The 16,238-nt window shown below is 43.3% G+C and carries 12 protein-coding genes; 10 read left to right on the top strand and 2 right to left on the bottom strand.

Features of this window, described 5'->3' with window-relative positions; all coding sequences use genetic code 11:
* Nucleotides 1-173 precede the first annotated feature (173 nt).
* The 9 genes from AC1XUD_RS10330 to AC1XUD_RS10290 all read left to right on the top strand — a co-directional run bounded on the left by AC1XUD_RS10330 (nucleotide 174) and on the right by AC1XUD_RS10290 (nucleotide 12,209).
* Nucleotides 174-1,031, top strand: coding sequence for a 3-keto-disaccharide hydrolase (locus AC1XUD_RS10330; protein WP_483360906.1), 858 nt, complete (start codon nucleotides 174-176; stop codon nucleotides 1,029-1,031).
* A 92-nt stretch (nucleotides 1,032-1,123) separates the two neighbouring features.
* On the top strand, nucleotides 1,124-2,092 hold the full coding sequence (locus AC1XUD_RS10325) for a 3-keto-alpha-glucoside-1,2-lyase-like domain-containing protein (protein WP_483360905.1): 969 nt from the start codon (nucleotides 1,124-1,126) through the stop codon (nucleotides 2,090-2,092).
* A gap of 280 nt (nucleotides 2,093-2,372) precedes the next feature.
* Complete coding sequence (locus AC1XUD_RS10320; protein ID WP_483360904.1) at nucleotides 2,373-3,509, top strand: GDSL-type esterase/lipase family protein; 1,137 nt, start codon at nucleotides 2,373-2,375, stop codon at nucleotides 3,507-3,509.
* A 114-nt stretch (nucleotides 3,510-3,623) separates the two neighbouring features.
* Nucleotides 3,624-7,088: a PVC-type heme-binding CxxCH protein gene (locus AC1XUD_RS10315; protein WP_483360903.1), complete on the top strand. Its 3,465-nt coding sequence runs from the start codon at nucleotides 3,624-3,626 to the stop codon at nucleotides 7,086-7,088.
* A 692-nt stretch (nucleotides 7,089-7,780) separates the two neighbouring features.
* Nucleotides 7,781-9,094 carry a BNR-4 repeat-containing protein gene (locus AC1XUD_RS10310; protein WP_483360902.1) on the top strand — a complete coding sequence of 438 codons (1,314 nt, stop codon included), beginning with the start codon at nucleotides 7,781-7,783 and terminating at the stop codon, nucleotides 9,092-9,094.
* A gap of 117 nt (nucleotides 9,095-9,211) precedes the next feature.
* Entirely contained in the window at nucleotides 9,212-9,670 is a 459-nt protein-coding gene (locus AC1XUD_RS10305; protein ID WP_483360901.1) for a YMGG-like glycine zipper-containing protein, read from the top strand.
* A gap of 348 nt (nucleotides 9,671-10,018) precedes the next feature.
* A complete protein-coding gene (locus tag AC1XUD_RS10300) occupies nucleotides 10,019-10,711 on the top strand; it encodes an aspartate/glutamate racemase family protein (RefSeq protein ID WP_483360900.1) in 693 nt (230 codons plus the stop codon).
* 111 nt (nucleotides 10,712-10,822) lie between these two features.
* Entirely contained in the window at nucleotides 10,823-11,590 is a 768-nt protein-coding gene (locus AC1XUD_RS10295) for a GDSL-type esterase/lipase family protein (protein ID WP_483360899.1), read from the top strand.
* A 193-nt stretch (nucleotides 11,591-11,783) separates the two neighbouring features.
* Nucleotides 11,784-12,209, top strand: coding sequence for a VOC family protein (locus AC1XUD_RS10290; RefSeq protein WP_483360898.1), 426 nt, complete (start codon nucleotides 11,784-11,786; stop codon nucleotides 12,207-12,209).
* A 148-nt stretch (nucleotides 12,210-12,357) separates the two neighbouring features.
* On the opposite strand, the gene AC1XUD_RS10285 is transcribed toward AC1XUD_RS10290, so the two are convergent.
* The gene (locus AC1XUD_RS10285; protein WP_483360897.1) at nucleotides 12,358-13,971 is read right to left on the bottom strand and encodes a M81 family metallopeptidase; all 1,614 of its coding nucleotides are present in this window, start codon (nucleotides 13,969-13,971) and stop codon (nucleotides 12,358-12,360) included.
* Nucleotides 13,972-14,284: 313 nt separating this feature from the next.
* Between AC1XUD_RS10285 and AC1XUD_RS10280 the strand changes: the two genes are divergently transcribed.
* Entirely contained in the window at nucleotides 14,285-14,953 is a 669-nt protein-coding gene (locus AC1XUD_RS10280) for an FAD-binding oxidoreductase (RefSeq protein WP_483360896.1), read from the top strand.
* Between the two features lie 344 nt (nucleotides 14,954-15,297).
* Here the strand turns inward: AC1XUD_RS10280 and AC1XUD_RS10275 are convergent, their stop codons facing one another.
* Nucleotides 15,298-16,230: a DUF4249 domain-containing protein gene (locus AC1XUD_RS10275; protein WP_483360895.1), complete on the bottom strand. Its 933-nt coding sequence runs from the start codon at nucleotides 16,228-16,230 to the stop codon at nucleotides 15,298-15,300.
* Between the last annotated feature and the right edge of the window lie 8 nt (nucleotides 16,231-16,238).

The raw sequence follows: 16,238 nt of genomic DNA, 5'->3' as shown, positions 1-16,238 counted from the left end.
TTAAATGATTTTGAAATGCTAAAATTAACTGAATGTGGTATGATCTGTCCCAACGGCTACCGAACTTTACAATAAATATAGTTACTTCGTACCTTCTCAAAATCCGGGCCAGTTCTGAGAGCGAAGTTCTAATTGGTCCAACAATGTAAAAACCTTAATCCTTAATTGAAATTATGAAAATCCTAGCCGCATTACTTCTGTGCATAATGTGCATGACTGCAGAAGCGCAAAAAAAGGCAGAAAAAGAAGAGTGGAAACAGTTGTTCAATGGAAAAAACCTGGACGGCTGGGATGTTAAAATCCGGGGTAATGACCTCAACGATAACTTTGGCAACACCTTCCGTGTTCAGGATGGAAAAATGGTGGTGAGCTACGATCAATACGACGACTTCAAACAGAAATACGGCCACATTTTTTATAAAGGCGATTTCTCATACTATAGAATCTCTGTCGAATATCGCTTTGTCGGCGAACAGGCTCCGAAAGGGGAAGGCTGGGCATGGAGAAACAGCGGCATCATGGTTCACGGCCAGCCAGCAGCTACAATGGGCAAAGATCAGGATTTCCCGGCTTCTATCGAAGTACAACTCCTGGGAGGTAATGGCAAAAAAAGAAGCACTTGTAATTTGTGCACACCAGGTACGAACGTCGTCATCGATGGGAAACTTTTCACACAACATTGCCTCAACTCAACTTCAAAAACTTATGACGGAGATCAATGGGTGAAAGCTGAAGTACTTGTACTGGGCGACTCTTTGATTCAACATTTTGTGAATGGAGAAAAAGTACTGGAATATTCAAAACCACAACTTGGAGGTGGAAATGTGAGCGGAAATGATCCGTCTCTGATGATCGCCGGAAAACTGTTGGACCATGGATCAATATCACTGCAAAGCGAAAGCCACCCAGTTGAGTTCAGAAAAGTGGAGCTTCTTGATTTAAAAGGTTGCAAAGATCCGAAAGCGATTAATTATAAATCTTACTTCGTGAAAGAAGATAACACCATGTGCCAATATGGCAAGAAAAAATAATTGTTTAAGGATTCGATCTATATCAATATATTGGCATCCGAATATCTTTAACCAAGATAAGTGCATTTCATTTTAATAAATTCTATTGCAAAATGACAAACCTATTAAAATCAGCTCCCCAGTTTCAGGCGCTGAAAAAATTAACTTTGGCGGCCGTAACAATACTGGCCTTTGCATTTACCGCGCAGGCAAAAGCGCCTCTCGCTTCTCCAATAGAAGGCCGTTGGGACATTACCATTGACGCTGAAGGAAAGGCCGTTCCGGCCTGGCTGGAGGTGAGACATTCCGGCAACCATACTTTGGTGGGGCAGTTTGTATGCGTTGTTGGAAGCGCGCGTCCGATATCAGAAGTGCATTTCAAAGATGGCAAATTCAACTTCGCCATTCCACCACAATGGGAAAAAGGAGACAACGACCTGAAAGTGGAAGGCACTGTTCAGGGTGAAAAAATCTCTGGAACTTTAGTGACTGTGGATGGAAAAACACAAAGCTGGACTGGCGTTCGTGCTCCCTCGCTTCGCAGAACTACGCAACCAACCTGGGGAAAACCGATCCAGTTGACCGGTGGAAATCAAATGAATGCATGGCATGCCGAAGGTACTAATCAGTGGATCGCTGAGAATGGTATTCTTCGCAGCCCAAAATCAGGTGCAAATTTGGTAACAAAAGAGAAATTCAACGATTTCAAACTGCATATCGAATTCCGTATTCCAAAAGGAAGTAACAGTGGTGTATACCTCCGCGGCCGTTACGAAGTTCAGGTGACTGACGCTAAAGGTATGGAGCCTGCACTGGATCAAATGGGATCGATCTACGGATTTCTGACGCCAAGTGAGATGGTATCAAAAGAGGCTGGCGAATGGAATTCTTATGATATTACATTGATCGGAAGAATGGTAACGATAGTCGCTAACGGCAAAACGGTAATCAGCAATCAGGAGATTCCGGGTATTACAGGTGGCGCAATCGATAGCAACGAAAGCGAGCCAGGACCACTTTTGGTTCAGGGAGATCACGGCCCGGTTGAATATCGTAACATTACTATTACACCGGCGAAATAAATTTCGACAATATTTTTTTCGAAAATTCCATGAGGCTACCGAAAATCGGTAGCCTTTCCTTTTTCATTTACGGTATTTTTAGGGGATTCCATTCTTTGTTGAATACCGGAAACGGAAGGATCGATAGATTCGAAATCCAACCCGGACAAAGCATTATTCTTATTTTCCAATAACACGTATGTTGAGAAGACAGTATCAATTATTTACAATTCTCCTATTGTTTATTCCATCACTAATTTGCACCTGTGATGCGCAAGGAAATTCTCCTTCGAATCCAGCAATGTTTGATCCAAAAACCGGAGACCGCATCGTTTTTCTGGGCAATTCGCTATTTGAAAATGATTTCCAATATGGATATCTGGAATATGCGTTGACAACCCGTTACAACGACCGTGAACTGACATTCAGGAATCTCGGGTGGACGGGAGATAACGTATGGGGCGAGGCGCGAAGTACCTATACCAACCCGCCGACAGCATATCAGCATCTGATGCAGAATATTGCAACGGCGAAGCCCAATATCGTTTTCCTCGCATATGGTGGTGTGGAATCGCAAGACGGAGAAGCCGGGTTGTCACATTTTAATGACGGCCTGAACAAGCTGCTTGATAAAATCGACTCTTTGGGTGCAATGTCAATCTTGTTATCACCTATACCTGTCGTTAGCACAGATACTTCGATCAATCTTTCGAAAAGAAATCATGATATCGAACTATACGCATCAGCGATTGCAAAAATTGCTGCCACAAGGAAAAAGCAGTATATCGACATTTATACACCTATCTGGGAAACCAGTAAAAAAGAGGCGATTATTGAAGCCGGTGTGCATCTGAACGAAGTTGGATATTATTATCTGGCCAACATTCTCGAAAATGGATTGGGATTGAAATCGGAAAAAGAAACGATTGGAATATCGGTTGCCAAACAAGGTTCAACTGCATCTGCAAACGCGAAAATTCTGGAATCCGGCAGCGAAAAAGGTGGCCTTACTTTTGAGATCAAAGAAAAATATTTGCCATTGCCTCTTCCAAAACAAAGCAGCTGGGTAGCCAGCAACGTACCGATTTTCCGAATCTCAGGTCTGAAAAAGGGTTTTTACACACTGACTGCCGACGATATGCAAATCGTAACCGCTTCTGCCGCCGATTGGGAAAAAGGAATTGAAATCAAACAAGGGCCTTCCTATTCTCAAGCCTCTCTTGTTCGTGATATGATATTGAAAAAGAACGACTTACATTTTTTCCAATATCGTCCTATGAACGAGACATATATCATCGGCTTTCGTTCCTACGAACAAGGACGTCATGTAAAAGGGCTGGAAGAACAAAATATTCTCATCAAGTGGCTGGAAGGGCAAATTGCTTTGAACAGATCCCCGAGGGTGCATATTTATAAGCTTTTAGCTGTCAGCAATTAGCTGTCAGGCTACCCATGAACTGCCTCGATTGGAATAAACAATATATCTGCATTTAAAAGAAACTAAAAGCTAACCGTGCGACGGACCGTAACTAACCGCCAATAGCTCAAACATATGAAATCATCTAAAATACTTTATACCCTTATCATTCTTCCCATGCTTCTGGTCGGCACTTCGTCGGTGAATCATGAAAATAAAAAGGAAGATCCGGATTCTGATGTGCAAAAAGAACTGGCCTCCTTCAAAGTCGCAGATGGCTTTGAGGTAACTCTCTGGGCCGCCGAACCACTTGTTGCCAAGCCCATTCAAATGAACTGGGATGCGGACGGACGACTTTGGGTCGTAAGCAGTACTGCTTATCCCCACTTAAAAACAGGAGAAGCCGCGAATGACAAAATCTATGTCCTCGAAGATACGGATGGCGACGGAAAGGCTGATAAAACGACCATTTTCGCGGAAGGTCTGTTTACCCCAACAGGTATATTGCCAGGAGACGGTGGTGTATATGTAGCAAATTCCACTGAAATTCTACATTTCGCAGATACCGACGGTGACGGAAAAGCCGATAAAAAAACCAGAATTCTGAATGGTTTCGGGACGGGAGACGCTCACCATTTGATCCACACATTTCGCTGGGGGCCGGAGGGGCATCTGTATTTCAACCAATCCATATACATATATAGCCACGTGGAAACGCCTCAGGGTGTGAAACGGCTGGAAGGCGGCGGCGTTTGGCAATTGAATCCAAAAACGTTGGACATGGAGGTATATGCCAGAGGGTTGATCAATCCATGGGGACTCCAGTTTGACAAATGGGGACAATCATTTTTAACGGACGGTGCCGGGGGAGAAGGAATTAACTATGCTTTTCCGGGAGCAACTTTTGTAACTGCCCCAGGTGCTGAAAGAGTGATCCGAGGATTAAATCCGGGACAACCAAAACATAGCGGTTTAGATGTTGTCTCCGGAAGGCATTTACCGGAATCGTGGCAGGGAAGTGTGATTACCAACGATTTTCGGGCAAACCGGATTAACAGGTTCAAGCTGGAAGAACAAGGCAGCGGATATGCTTCCAAACAAGCGGAAGATCTGATGTGGACAGATAACGTAGCCTTCCGCCCGGTGGATATCACGGTTGGGCCTGACGGCGCGATCTACGTAGCCGACTGGTATAATCCGATTATACAACATGGAGAGGTAGATTTTTATGATCCGCGTCGTGATCAGCAGCATGGTCGTATCTGGCGGATAACTGCCAAAGGTCGTCCGTTGGTAAAAGTGCCAAAATTGAGCAAACTGCCTGCTAATGAACTTCTAGAATATTTAAAAGTGCCGGAAGACTGGACGCGCCAACAAACCCGTCAGGTTTTGAAGGAACGCGGTGCCAGGGAAGTTGTGCCTGCTTTGGACAAATGGGTGAGCGCTCTTGATAAAAAGGATACCAACTATGAACACAATTTACTGGAGGCACTGTGGGTATATCAGGCACTGAATACAGTCAACGAACCGCTGCTACTGAATTTGATCAATGCGCAAAGTCATAATGCGAGAGCAGCGGGATTGCGCGCACTTGAATTCTGGCATAACAAAATAGCCAACGTCCCTGCGTTGCTTTCTAAGTCAGTATCGGATCAACACGCTCAGGTTCGGCTAGAAGCTGTTATAGCGCTCCGTCAAACAAAAACACCCGAAGCGGCACGCACGGCTCTGACCGCGTTGAATTCTCAAATGGATGAATTCCTGGATTTCGCGCTTTGGCAAACCATCCGCGAACTCGAACCAGTTTGGATGGCTCGATTGAAAACAGATCCGAATTTCCTCGGAGATGCGAAAAAAACCGTATATGCTTTGAAATCTTCAAGTTCAGTTGCGGCGGTGAGTCAATTAGTTCAACTATATGGCAAAGGGCAGGTTCCTGAAGAGTATCAAAAAGATGTGCTTAATAACATTGCCCGGGCTGGCCAGACTGCCGATATGAATATACTTCTCGATCTGGCTTTACAAAGCAAGGACAAGAAGCAAACCATGGAACTGGAAGCCCTGGAGAATGCGGCACGTCAACGTAGTACAAAACCAGATAAAAACCCTGAACGAATCGCTACTTTAATCGGTACCGAAGATGAAGCTGTGAACCTGAGTGCAATTCGGTTAGCAGGACTCTGGAAAATTACATCCCTGAGCGACCGCCTGACTTCCCTGATTCAGACTGGAACACCGAATACGAAGAAAGCGGCACTGGCATCCTTGGTTTCAATTGATAAAAACAAAGCCATCGACTTGATCACTGCCATGACGGGTTCGAAAAATACGCCGGAAGTGAGAATGATCGCCGCGGCTCAGCTTGCTCCGTTGAACCCAACCGAAGCAGCACGAATTGCCACGGATCTGATGCGAACTTTGCCAGCCGAAACGGACATGTCAGAGCTTTTCCTTGCATTTATTCCATCCAATCCTGGTTCCAATGCACTGGCGGAAGCGGTAAGTGCGAAAAAAATACCGGAATCTGTTGCTAAAACAGGCCGGATATTAGTTCAAAATCGTGCTGGCTGGACTCGTCAAAACATCACCGAAATATTAGCACTTAAAAAAGCACTAGAAGCTTCTGGTGGTATGTTGCCACAACAAAAGATGCCTCAGGAGCTCAGTGATAAGGATATTGCAGGACTTGCCGCGTTGGTGAGCGAAAAAGCTGACCCGGAAAAAGGAGAATTGATTTTCCGAAAAGCTGCGCTAAGCTGCACCACTTGCCATGCCATTGGTGGAGCTGGTGGACGTATTGGTCCGGATTTAAGCAGTTTGGGTACCAGTTCTCCGGCAGAGACTATTATCCGTTCCATTTTGTATCCGAATGTGTCAATCAAAGAAGGTTATGACCTGAAACGTGTCGTGAAAAAAGACGGTTCTGAATTGATGGGATATCTGGCAAGCGATGGCGCATCGGATATTGTCATTCGCGATGTGACTGGCAAGGAGGTTTCAATTCCTAAAAGTCAGGTGCAGGTAATGGAAAAAGTACCGGGCTCACTAATGCCTCCAGGACTGACTGCCGGATTGAGTAAAGACGAGTTTATCAATCTCGTTGGCTTCCTTTCAAAATTAGGCGAATCCGGTAAATTCCGTGTTCCAACCGCACGATTTGTACGCCGCTGGAACACTGTCTCTCCAAGTAAGGAAGTAAGCAAAAAGCTCTTGTCTGACGGCCCGGGTTATATTGCCAAAGATTCAAAGGTGGCTTTTGAGCCTATATATAGTAAGGTTTCAGGCGAATTGCCTTTGGATGAGCTACCTGTTATAGAAGCCGGTGCCAGCAAAAAATACACTTTCATTAAGTTCGATATAGAGGTATTAACCAAAGGAAATGTCAATCTTGCTTTCAACGCATTGACAGGATTAACTGGCTGGATAGATGGAAAGCCAGTGAAATTAAATGATAAAGGCATTTCCGCGGACCTCCCGCAAGGCATTCACACTTATGTAGTCGCAATTGATCGTGATCAATTCAAAGACGGCAATCTCAATGTTCAACTTGTGGACGGAGAAAACGGTGAAGCCCAAACGAGGTTGGTAATGACGAGATAGTCCTTTTTTCAAACCTTCAAATGCCAATACTGTTAAATAATATTGGCATTTGAAGGTTTAAAAAACTTAAGCTGCTGCGGGTCAATGCGCAACTTTTGGCCGCAAACCCTTCGCTCCATATAATGAGCCATAATTTAAGTAAGGAAATAAAATCTAAGATAGATCGACTGGCGTACTATCAGTTCGCCGGGGGAGCTATTGGGATCGGGATGGTAATTTGGCTTCTCGCAAAAACCTCAACTATCACCGGTTTAGTTCTGCTCCTAATACTTTTTATTACAGCACTCTATTCGTTTTCGATTTATTGTGGTAATAATTTACGAAAGCAAAAAGACCCTAAATTTTGGCTAAAACTTTCGTTGGCGAATCAGATTATCCAGACCGTTAGTATAGCGATTCCTGGATTTAAATATAAGTTTGAAGCTGGTCTATCATTCGTAATCTCTTTCGATTTTACTGAAAAACTTAGCATTTTGTTTAACTTTTCTTTCGGATCTTTTCAGTTAAATTTTGCCACTGATGACAACATGATCAAGATCGGATTTAACATAGTTGCCTTTTTGGTGATTTATTACATTGTTAATCTTCAAGAAGAAATCAAGGAGAGGGAAATCCTAATCGGCGAAAATGCGTCAAGTGAATTTTAACAGTCCGAGCACAAAGTAGAACCGTGAAAAGAATATCTATATCATATGACCAAGGCCACTTTCCTACTTGCAACCCTTATCACTCTTCAACAAATCACTTTCGCTCAAACTCCCCAAACTCTAACCAACGACGGTGCATGGTGCTGGTTCAGCGATCCTAGGGCGATATATACGAGTGAAAAAAATGGACATATCATTACGGGCTGGGTGACAAAATCCGGAGATATTGTGTCGGCGTCTCTCGACCTCAAAACTGGCAAAACCATCCAAAAAAGATTATATACCAAACTGGAAATTGACGATCACGACAATCCTGCTTTTCTTGAACTCGCTAATCATGAGATTCTAACCCAATATACCTGGCATGGTGGAGGAAAAAATGGCATGGGTATCATTCAGAATATCACGGCCAATCCTTTTGATATCCGTTCTTTTTCAGACTCAACGGTGTTCAAACCTCAAACTCCCGAACTTCTCCAAAAATTTGCTCGTGAGACGTATACATACGCCAACCTGTTTAAGCTGGAAAATGAAAACAACGAAATTTACAGCTTTGGGCGCTGGATTGGTTTTAAACCCAACTTTATAACTTCAACTGACAACGGAAAAACCTGGTCTGACCCAACTGTGGTGATCACATCCAAAAAATTGGATACCAACAACCGCCCATATGTGAAGTACTATTCGGATGGCAAGTCCAAAATTCACCTGGTTTTCACGGACGGACACCCAAATGCAGAGCCGCTTAACTCGGTATATTATTGCTATTACGAAAAAGGAGCTTTTTGGCGCGCCGACGGATCGAAAATTGCCGATGTTGATAAATTGCCATTTAACCCTTCCGATGCGACAGTTGTTTACCAGGCAACTCCGGAAAGCGGGAAGGCGTGGATATTTGATATTGTTATTGACCCAAAAGGACGACCAGTGATAGCCTATACAAGGTATCCCACCAACTTGCAGCATCAATATTATTATTCATTTTACGACGGTAAAAAATGGAATGATCACTTTCTGATCAATTCAGGAAAGTGGTTCCCGCAAACTCCAGACGGCACTATCGAGCGTGAGCAAAACTACTCCGGAGGGCTTACTATTGACCCGCTCAACCCGTCAATAGTCTATTTTTCACATGAAATAGAAAACGTTTTTGAGCTGTCAAAAGGAGAAACAAAAGATTTGGGAAAAACCTGGAAAATCACACCGATTACCCGGAATTCAAAGTTGGACAATGTCAGACCCGTTATTCCGAGATACAAGAAAAAAGGCGATAAAACTGTGCTTCTCTGGATGGAAAACAGGAAGTATATCCATTATACCGAATATGATTCATCCATAAAATTTCAGGAACTGAAGTAGTAATTGAAAGGAAAAAGCGCGGTAGCAAATTCACTATTTCGATATACAGGAAACGTTTTGGCATGAAAATTTTTCGCCAGGTTTAATAAACGTTATTAAAACCTAAAAATCGAAATCATGAAATTATTAGTTGCGACGCTATCGTTTGTTTGCCTGCTATATGCTTGTAACCCACAGAGTCACAGTGATGCTGACTTGGCTAAGGTCAAACAAAACACCATAGATTCTTTGAAATTCGTAATGGCAAAACAGGCCATTATAGACTCCGTGACTGCCGCAAATGCGCAACGTGAAGAGCAATTGGCAGCCGAAAAAGAGGCAATTCGTGAGGAAAAAGACCGTCAGGTTGTGGTGAACAACAACATTCCCGCAACATCGGCTAAGAAAAAGAAAAAATGGAATAATACGGCCAAGGGTGCTGTGATTGGAGCCGGAACCGGTGCTATTACCGGAGCCTTAGTAGACAAAAAACGTGGAGAGGGTGCCTTAGTTGGCGGATTGATCGGCGGTGGTGTTGGCGCGGCTACAGGCGCAATCGTGGACCACACAAAAAAGAAGAAGGCTCAGGCCAATTAGCAATCTTATTAAAGCGGGAGTTCGGGCTTAGGTAAGATTAACAATAGTCTGATGACTTAGTCAGGTGTTGTCAGGAAATAGTTGGGGACGCCTAGTTGGGGACGCCTAGTTGGGGACACCTAGTCATTTATTGTTTCCGGCAAATATTAGGGTGAAGACCAAGTTCATACTAGCTTGATGAAAATAGTTTCTCAAAAATGGCAATGTACGTTAGGGTACATTGCCATTTTTTCATTGAATATAGCAATTTCTCTTTTTTAGTATTTAGTTCGTATTTCCGCTCAGGACAATATCTATACCTTTGATTATATTCGGCGTGGCTGTTAGGCCGCCAAAATCAAACTTAAAATGAAGAAAATCGGGCTTGTCGGTGGCATCAGCTGGGTGTCAACCGTTGATTATTATCGCTATATCAATGAAGAAATAAATGAAAAGCTGGGCGGAATCAACTTCGCGGAGTGCATTATTTATTCCGTTAACTTTCATGATTTTGTAACAAATAATCTCGCTGGTAATTGGGCTGCAACCTATGAGTTGCTGCTGGCAGCCTGCCTTAATCTTGAAAAAAGTGGGGCCGAAGCCATTGTCCTTTGTGCCAATACCGCCCACGCCGTTGCCGATCGATTGGAACAAAATATCCATGTGCCTCTAATTCATATCGCTACCGCCACTGCCAAAGAAATTAAAAATCAAGGGTTAAAAAGGGTTGGGTTACTAGGTACCAAATTCACAATGGAAATGGATTTTTACATCTCCAAAATGGCGAATGAAGGCATCGAGGCAAATGTCCCGTCTCGACAGGAAGACCGCGATTTTATTCAGCAGACTCTTAAAGATGAGCTTGGAAAGGGTATTGTTAAGGAGGAAACGAGACAACGATACCTTACCATTATCGAAGAATTGATTGAAAATGGAGCGGAGGGCATTATATTAGGTTGCACCGAAATCCCCCTTTTAATCAATCAGGAAAACATTCGGGTTCCCGCCTTTGATACTACTAAAATTCATGCGCGGGCCGCAGTGGAATTTTCGTTGTCATAGGTAAAGTTTCAAGCCTATTCCCTTATCAGGTAAACCAGGATAACGCTTCCATTCTAAAACGTGTTGGCCTGGTTTCATATATTAAATATATCTTATCCCCCTGTTTTTCAAATGAAAATCAAGATTACGTCGTCACTTTTCTTTTTATTGGTTGCCCTGACCAGCTTGGCTCAACAGCAGAAGTCAGCCAAATTTTCCATTGTTTTTATTGGCAATAGTATTACGGAAGGAAAAGGCGGACCGAATGGATTTCCTCCACCCACCTATGCAGTTAACTATCTAAAAGCACAAAAAGGCATTGAAGATGTATTATTTGTCAACTTGGGAAGAAGCGGCTCGACGACAGTAGACTGGCTACCAGCTTCCGGGACGCTCTTCTCCAAAGTTATTCAAGCTGCTGATTCGCTGGTAACCAAAAAAGACCATCAACTGATATTCTCTTTGAAGCTTGGGACAAATGATAGTGCCATTCAAGGTCCGAACGGATCTCCTGTTTCGAAGGAACAATACCGGCAAAACCTGCACACCATTGTTTCAGAAATACTTAATAAATATCCAGGCAGCAAGGTGATTATTCATCATCCGATATGGTATAGTGAAAATACCTACAACAGCTCAAAATACCTGAAAGAAGGTCTGGATCGCATGACAAGTTATATTCCGGAAATCGACGGACTTGTCGCCGATTACAAAACCTCATATCCTGATCAGGTTTTTAAGGGGGACACGAAGGCGTTTAAATACTTCAAAAATAACGCAGAAAAACTCTTTAAACCTGAAAACGGGCAGCAGGGCGTTTTCTATTTACATCCAAATGAAGAAGGAGTAGCTGTTTTGGGAGAATATTGGGGTAAAGCGATTGGGAAGGTTATTTTCTAAGTTTAAATCTCCCGCGTAGACTTACCAAGTTTTAAAAACTTGGTAAGCCTGATGCCAAATCAATCAAAACTCCCAAAAAAATTGTCCCGATTGCCCCCAAAAAAGTCGCTTTATCCCCTTCGTTTATATACTGATTGGGGTTAAACTTGCTGGCTGAAATAGCGCTATATCAACTCCTTAACCTTACCAGAAAATGGCACATCCAATATATCCCTGTCTATGGTTCGATGGCCAGGCCAAGGCTGCCGCAGACTTTTATTGCAGTGTTTTCAAAGACTCCAGAATAATCCAGGAAAACCCGATGGTGGTCCTTTTTGAGATAAATGGCGGGAAGTTTATGGGTTTGAATGGTGGCCCCCATTTCAAATTCAATGAGGCAGTATCATTGGTAGTCAATTGCGACACACAGGACGAAATTGACTACTACTGGGATAAACTGACTTCTGATGGCGGGGAAGAAAGTATGTGTGGCTGGCTAAAAGACAAGTTTGGCCTGTCCTGGCAAATCGTACCCAGTATGCTGGGACAGCTGATGTCTGACCCCGACAGAGGCCAGCGCGCGATGCAGGCACTCATGGAAATGAAGAAGCTTGATATCAAAAAACTTCAAGAAGCATAGGAACATCGGCTGTCGGCTTTAGGCCGTCGGTCGTGACCCTGTCAACATTCATGCGCTTATCTGGGAAACAAATCAGCCTTATTAAGGTATTATAAAACCGCAATAAGCCTGATTTGTTGACTGCCAAAAGCTGAGTGCCGAAGTACTCCTATTTTTTCCCGTCAGAGCTAGGAATCCACCGGGTAGTCAAATCGGGAGTTTTCATATCCTTGTCCAACGGAAACATTGGTCTTTTAATGCCTTTATACCCCAGCCTTTCCAGGTTTTGATCAACGCCGCCCGGCGTCAGAGCCAAAAGCCAGTCGGCACGCATATTGTAAAGTTCAGGTTCCAGATATCCGATCTTTACCACCACGATATCTGAACTTCGTGGTTTTAAACCCAATCTGGTAAAATCCGCTTCTTTATGATACGGCTTCCGTTTTTGTGTGACGATCACGTGAACGCTACCCACTTTAACCACCACTTCCACTTCGGCATTTTTATCGCCATATTCGATCGACTCAATCGTTCCTGCTAATCTTATTGGAGGAGCGAATCTTGCATCCACCTTCGCGCCGGCATATGCATCGACTTTACCGCCGATCCCGGCAGCAATAGCGCTCTTCACAAACTCGGGTCCCGGAATTGATGCATAAATTAAAGAAGGCCCGTTTTCAGACTTGAATTCAGGACGTTTCAATATTTCGGTCAAAGTCCAGGTAACGTCTCCCGCACCGCCTGCCGTTGGGTTATCTCCCGAATCGCTGATAAAAAACGGATGTTTGTCGCTGGCGATAGCTTTATCCAAACTCGTTTTAAGATCGGCCGTCGGCGCTACAAACACGAATTTATCCCTCGCGTCCCAAAAGCTCTTTGCCAATTTTTCGGCGGTTTTGGCTACCTTTTCCTTATCGTCGCCCGTTACCATCACCACGGCATGATTTCTAGGCTCATCGGCCCAGGCATATCCTACCCAAATGGCCGCATCTATGATACCTTCCTGAGCAGCAGCAGGGGCAACAGCTGCATAAATCGTTTTCCCTGGCTCAATTCTCGTACTTGTTTTTTCACCTGGGAGAAGCACTGGAACTGGAATCCACGCCTTATATGCCGGCTTTCCTTTTCCATTTTCAATCCTCGCTAAAAGATTATCAACAGCTCTTTTCTTCGACTGCATCGCATCCTCGTGAGGCGCCATTCTGTAGCAGGTTATCAGATCCGTGTTTTTTGCCAGACGCTCGGAAACGTTTCCATGCAAATCCATTGAGGTTGATATAATTGTTTTCGTACCGATCACTTCCCGGATTCTGACAATTAAATCTCCTTCCGGATCGGGCAGGCCGACAACGCTCATAGCGCCGTGTATATCAAAGAAAAGGCCGTCATATGGCATTCCCTTTTTCAACAAATCAAGCGTCTGCTTCACCAACGACTCATATGCCTCGCGGGTCACCGCGCCACCTGGCAGCGATTTTCCCATTAAAGTTGGTATCCAGTTCGCACGCTTTCTTTCCGAAGAATCAATTGAGAAGAATGGATAGGATGTATAAATTTCATCGCCGTATTTGGCATGAAAAGCTTCTTCGTTGGTTGTGGCAGGCGAAAATGTGCTGGACTCGATACCTAACCCGGCGATGGCGATACGAGGCAAGGCTTTTTGCTCAGGTATCAGACTGTGATTTTCTTTTGAGGAATTATGCTTCTCCTCGGCTACTATGCCAGCGAATGACTGCGAAAGCACAAAACAACAGCACAGAATAAGGGAATATGGACTTTTCATGTAGAAATTATTACAAGAAATAAATAAGACTGATTTTTCGATTGAAAAATACTCAAATTAAAATAGAATATTGGCCGGCGTTAACTTTTTGCCATCTTTTATTCAGAAGATTACTAGTGCGAGGCTAAATTTATCTTGCCACAAAGCTCAGAGAAACCAAGCTCAAAATTTTGAATATACTGCCTCCTTGTTGCCTTTGAGACATTGTGGCAAATATTGAAGAAAAGAGAATTTTAATTCGGTTTACGGGTATATTATCCAGAACAAGTGTTTAAATTAATGTCCATTCGGACCACAAAATCATCATAAAATTATGGCTGACTTTCATGTAAAAGTTTTGGCAATCAAGCAGGTGACGCATAATGTGCATGCCTTTACCGTCGAAAAGCCTGAAGGCTTTCAATACGCTCCCGGTCAAGCTACGGATTTTTCCATATTGAACGAGAAATGGAAAGATGAAAAGAGGCCATTTACATTTACCTCTCTTCCCGAAAACGACACGCTCGAATTTACGATCAAGTCATACACCGATCACCAAGGTGTCACGAACGAACTTCTGAATATCAAACCCGGCGATTATTTTGAAATCAGTGATGCCTGGGGTACTATTGAATATAAAGGAGAAGGTACATTTCTCGCCGGTGGTGCTGGTATAACGCCTTTCATCGCCATCTTTCGCGACTTATACGCAAAAGGCCAAACTGGAAGCAACAAGCTTTTTTTTGCCAACAAAACCCAAAGTGATATTATTCTAAGAGATGAATTCAAGGCAATGCTGGGTGATAATTTTGTGAATATCCTGTCTCAGGATTTTACCGAAGAATATGAGCATGGTAAAATTGATAAGGCATATCTTCAAAAACATATCGACAATTTCAGCCAACCGTTCTACGTCTGTGGCCCTGATGCTTTTAATAGCTCCATTTTAGAAATTTTGACAGAATTGGGAGCGAGTCCGGAGAGTTTGGTTTTTGAAAAATAAAATCAACCGACACTTTAAAGTCCTGATACCCTATTGCGAAATCAATTGGTAAATTTTATTATTGGTCCGTTTGTAAGCCTTCACCAACGACATCAATAATTGGTGCGTTATTGGCTGATTGGGGTAAGGTTTTATAGCTTGAATTAAATTCATGAACACATTTAATAAGACAATCGGAAACTATCATATTATCTTATTGAAATCAGACATTATTATTGGATATGGAACACTTAAACCAAAAGAGGCCCTCCTTTTGGGAGAACCTCTTCATGGGATTCTTAAATGATCATTCCTGACAACCCTTGACAACCAAATTACCACCCCCTGCCACTAAATGACAAACTTTAATCCTCTTCCGGCCGGGCTTTCGCCGGATCAATTTTGGTTTCTTTTCGGGATACAGCGGTACATGAGAAGAAGCCTAAAGCCTTCGGTCCGTTGGGATTGACATTTTTAATGTTTGATTTGATATTGGCGATCGGAGTCGCGAACAGTCCGCCGTTCAGCGCTTGCTCATTGATCTGCTTTAAATAATCAAAGGCTTCGTTGGTAATACTGTGCAGTTCCACACCTACGGAATCACCTGCAGAAAAAAGCGAATCGACAGTTATTGATTGACGAATAGGCAGTATTAAGATTAACCCATCGGAAGGCGCGCCGGCGCTGAAGGCTGCATCATATGCGATCGATATATTTACCGGATTGTCAGTACGCACTTTTCCGGAAATAATCGGTTTAATCCAATAGGTATCTCCGGCGCCAACGAAATCTCTCGCATAAAACTCAGCGATATAACCTTCTTTAGGCCCTTTATCCGGTTCAAATGGTAGTGTTTCGTTCTGGTATACTACCGAATCAACCGTCGGCACTCTTTTAATTTCACTTTCAGAAGTGAAAGTATCTGCACCGTTTTTGACAGTTAATGAGTATTTTCTTCCAATATGCCCGAGCGTATCTTTTCCGTTTTCACTGACCCAGGTATATACGCCATCTCCATCTTGATCGAAAAAGTTGTAGACATTGCCAAGATTGTCTTTCACCGAAACTTCTGCTCCGACAACCGGTTTGGCTGTACTGTTATCAAAATATCCTGCTGACCATGTCAAAATAATTTTTTGCTCACCTGGCTGGTTGTTGATCCAACCATCTACTACCAGCTGCGTCGGTCCGTTTTCCGTATCAAGATCAATAACGTCTTCACAGCTGGACAAAAATCCGAGCAATGACACTAATACCAAACTGTTTGCAATCCACTTATATATATTTAACTTCTTCATTTTCTGTG

This window comes from Dyadobacter sp. HNCC25DJ184, assembly GCF_056895215.1.
Note: the sequence above shows the minus strand (reverse complement) of the source record. Positions and strands in the feature narration are given on the sequence as shown.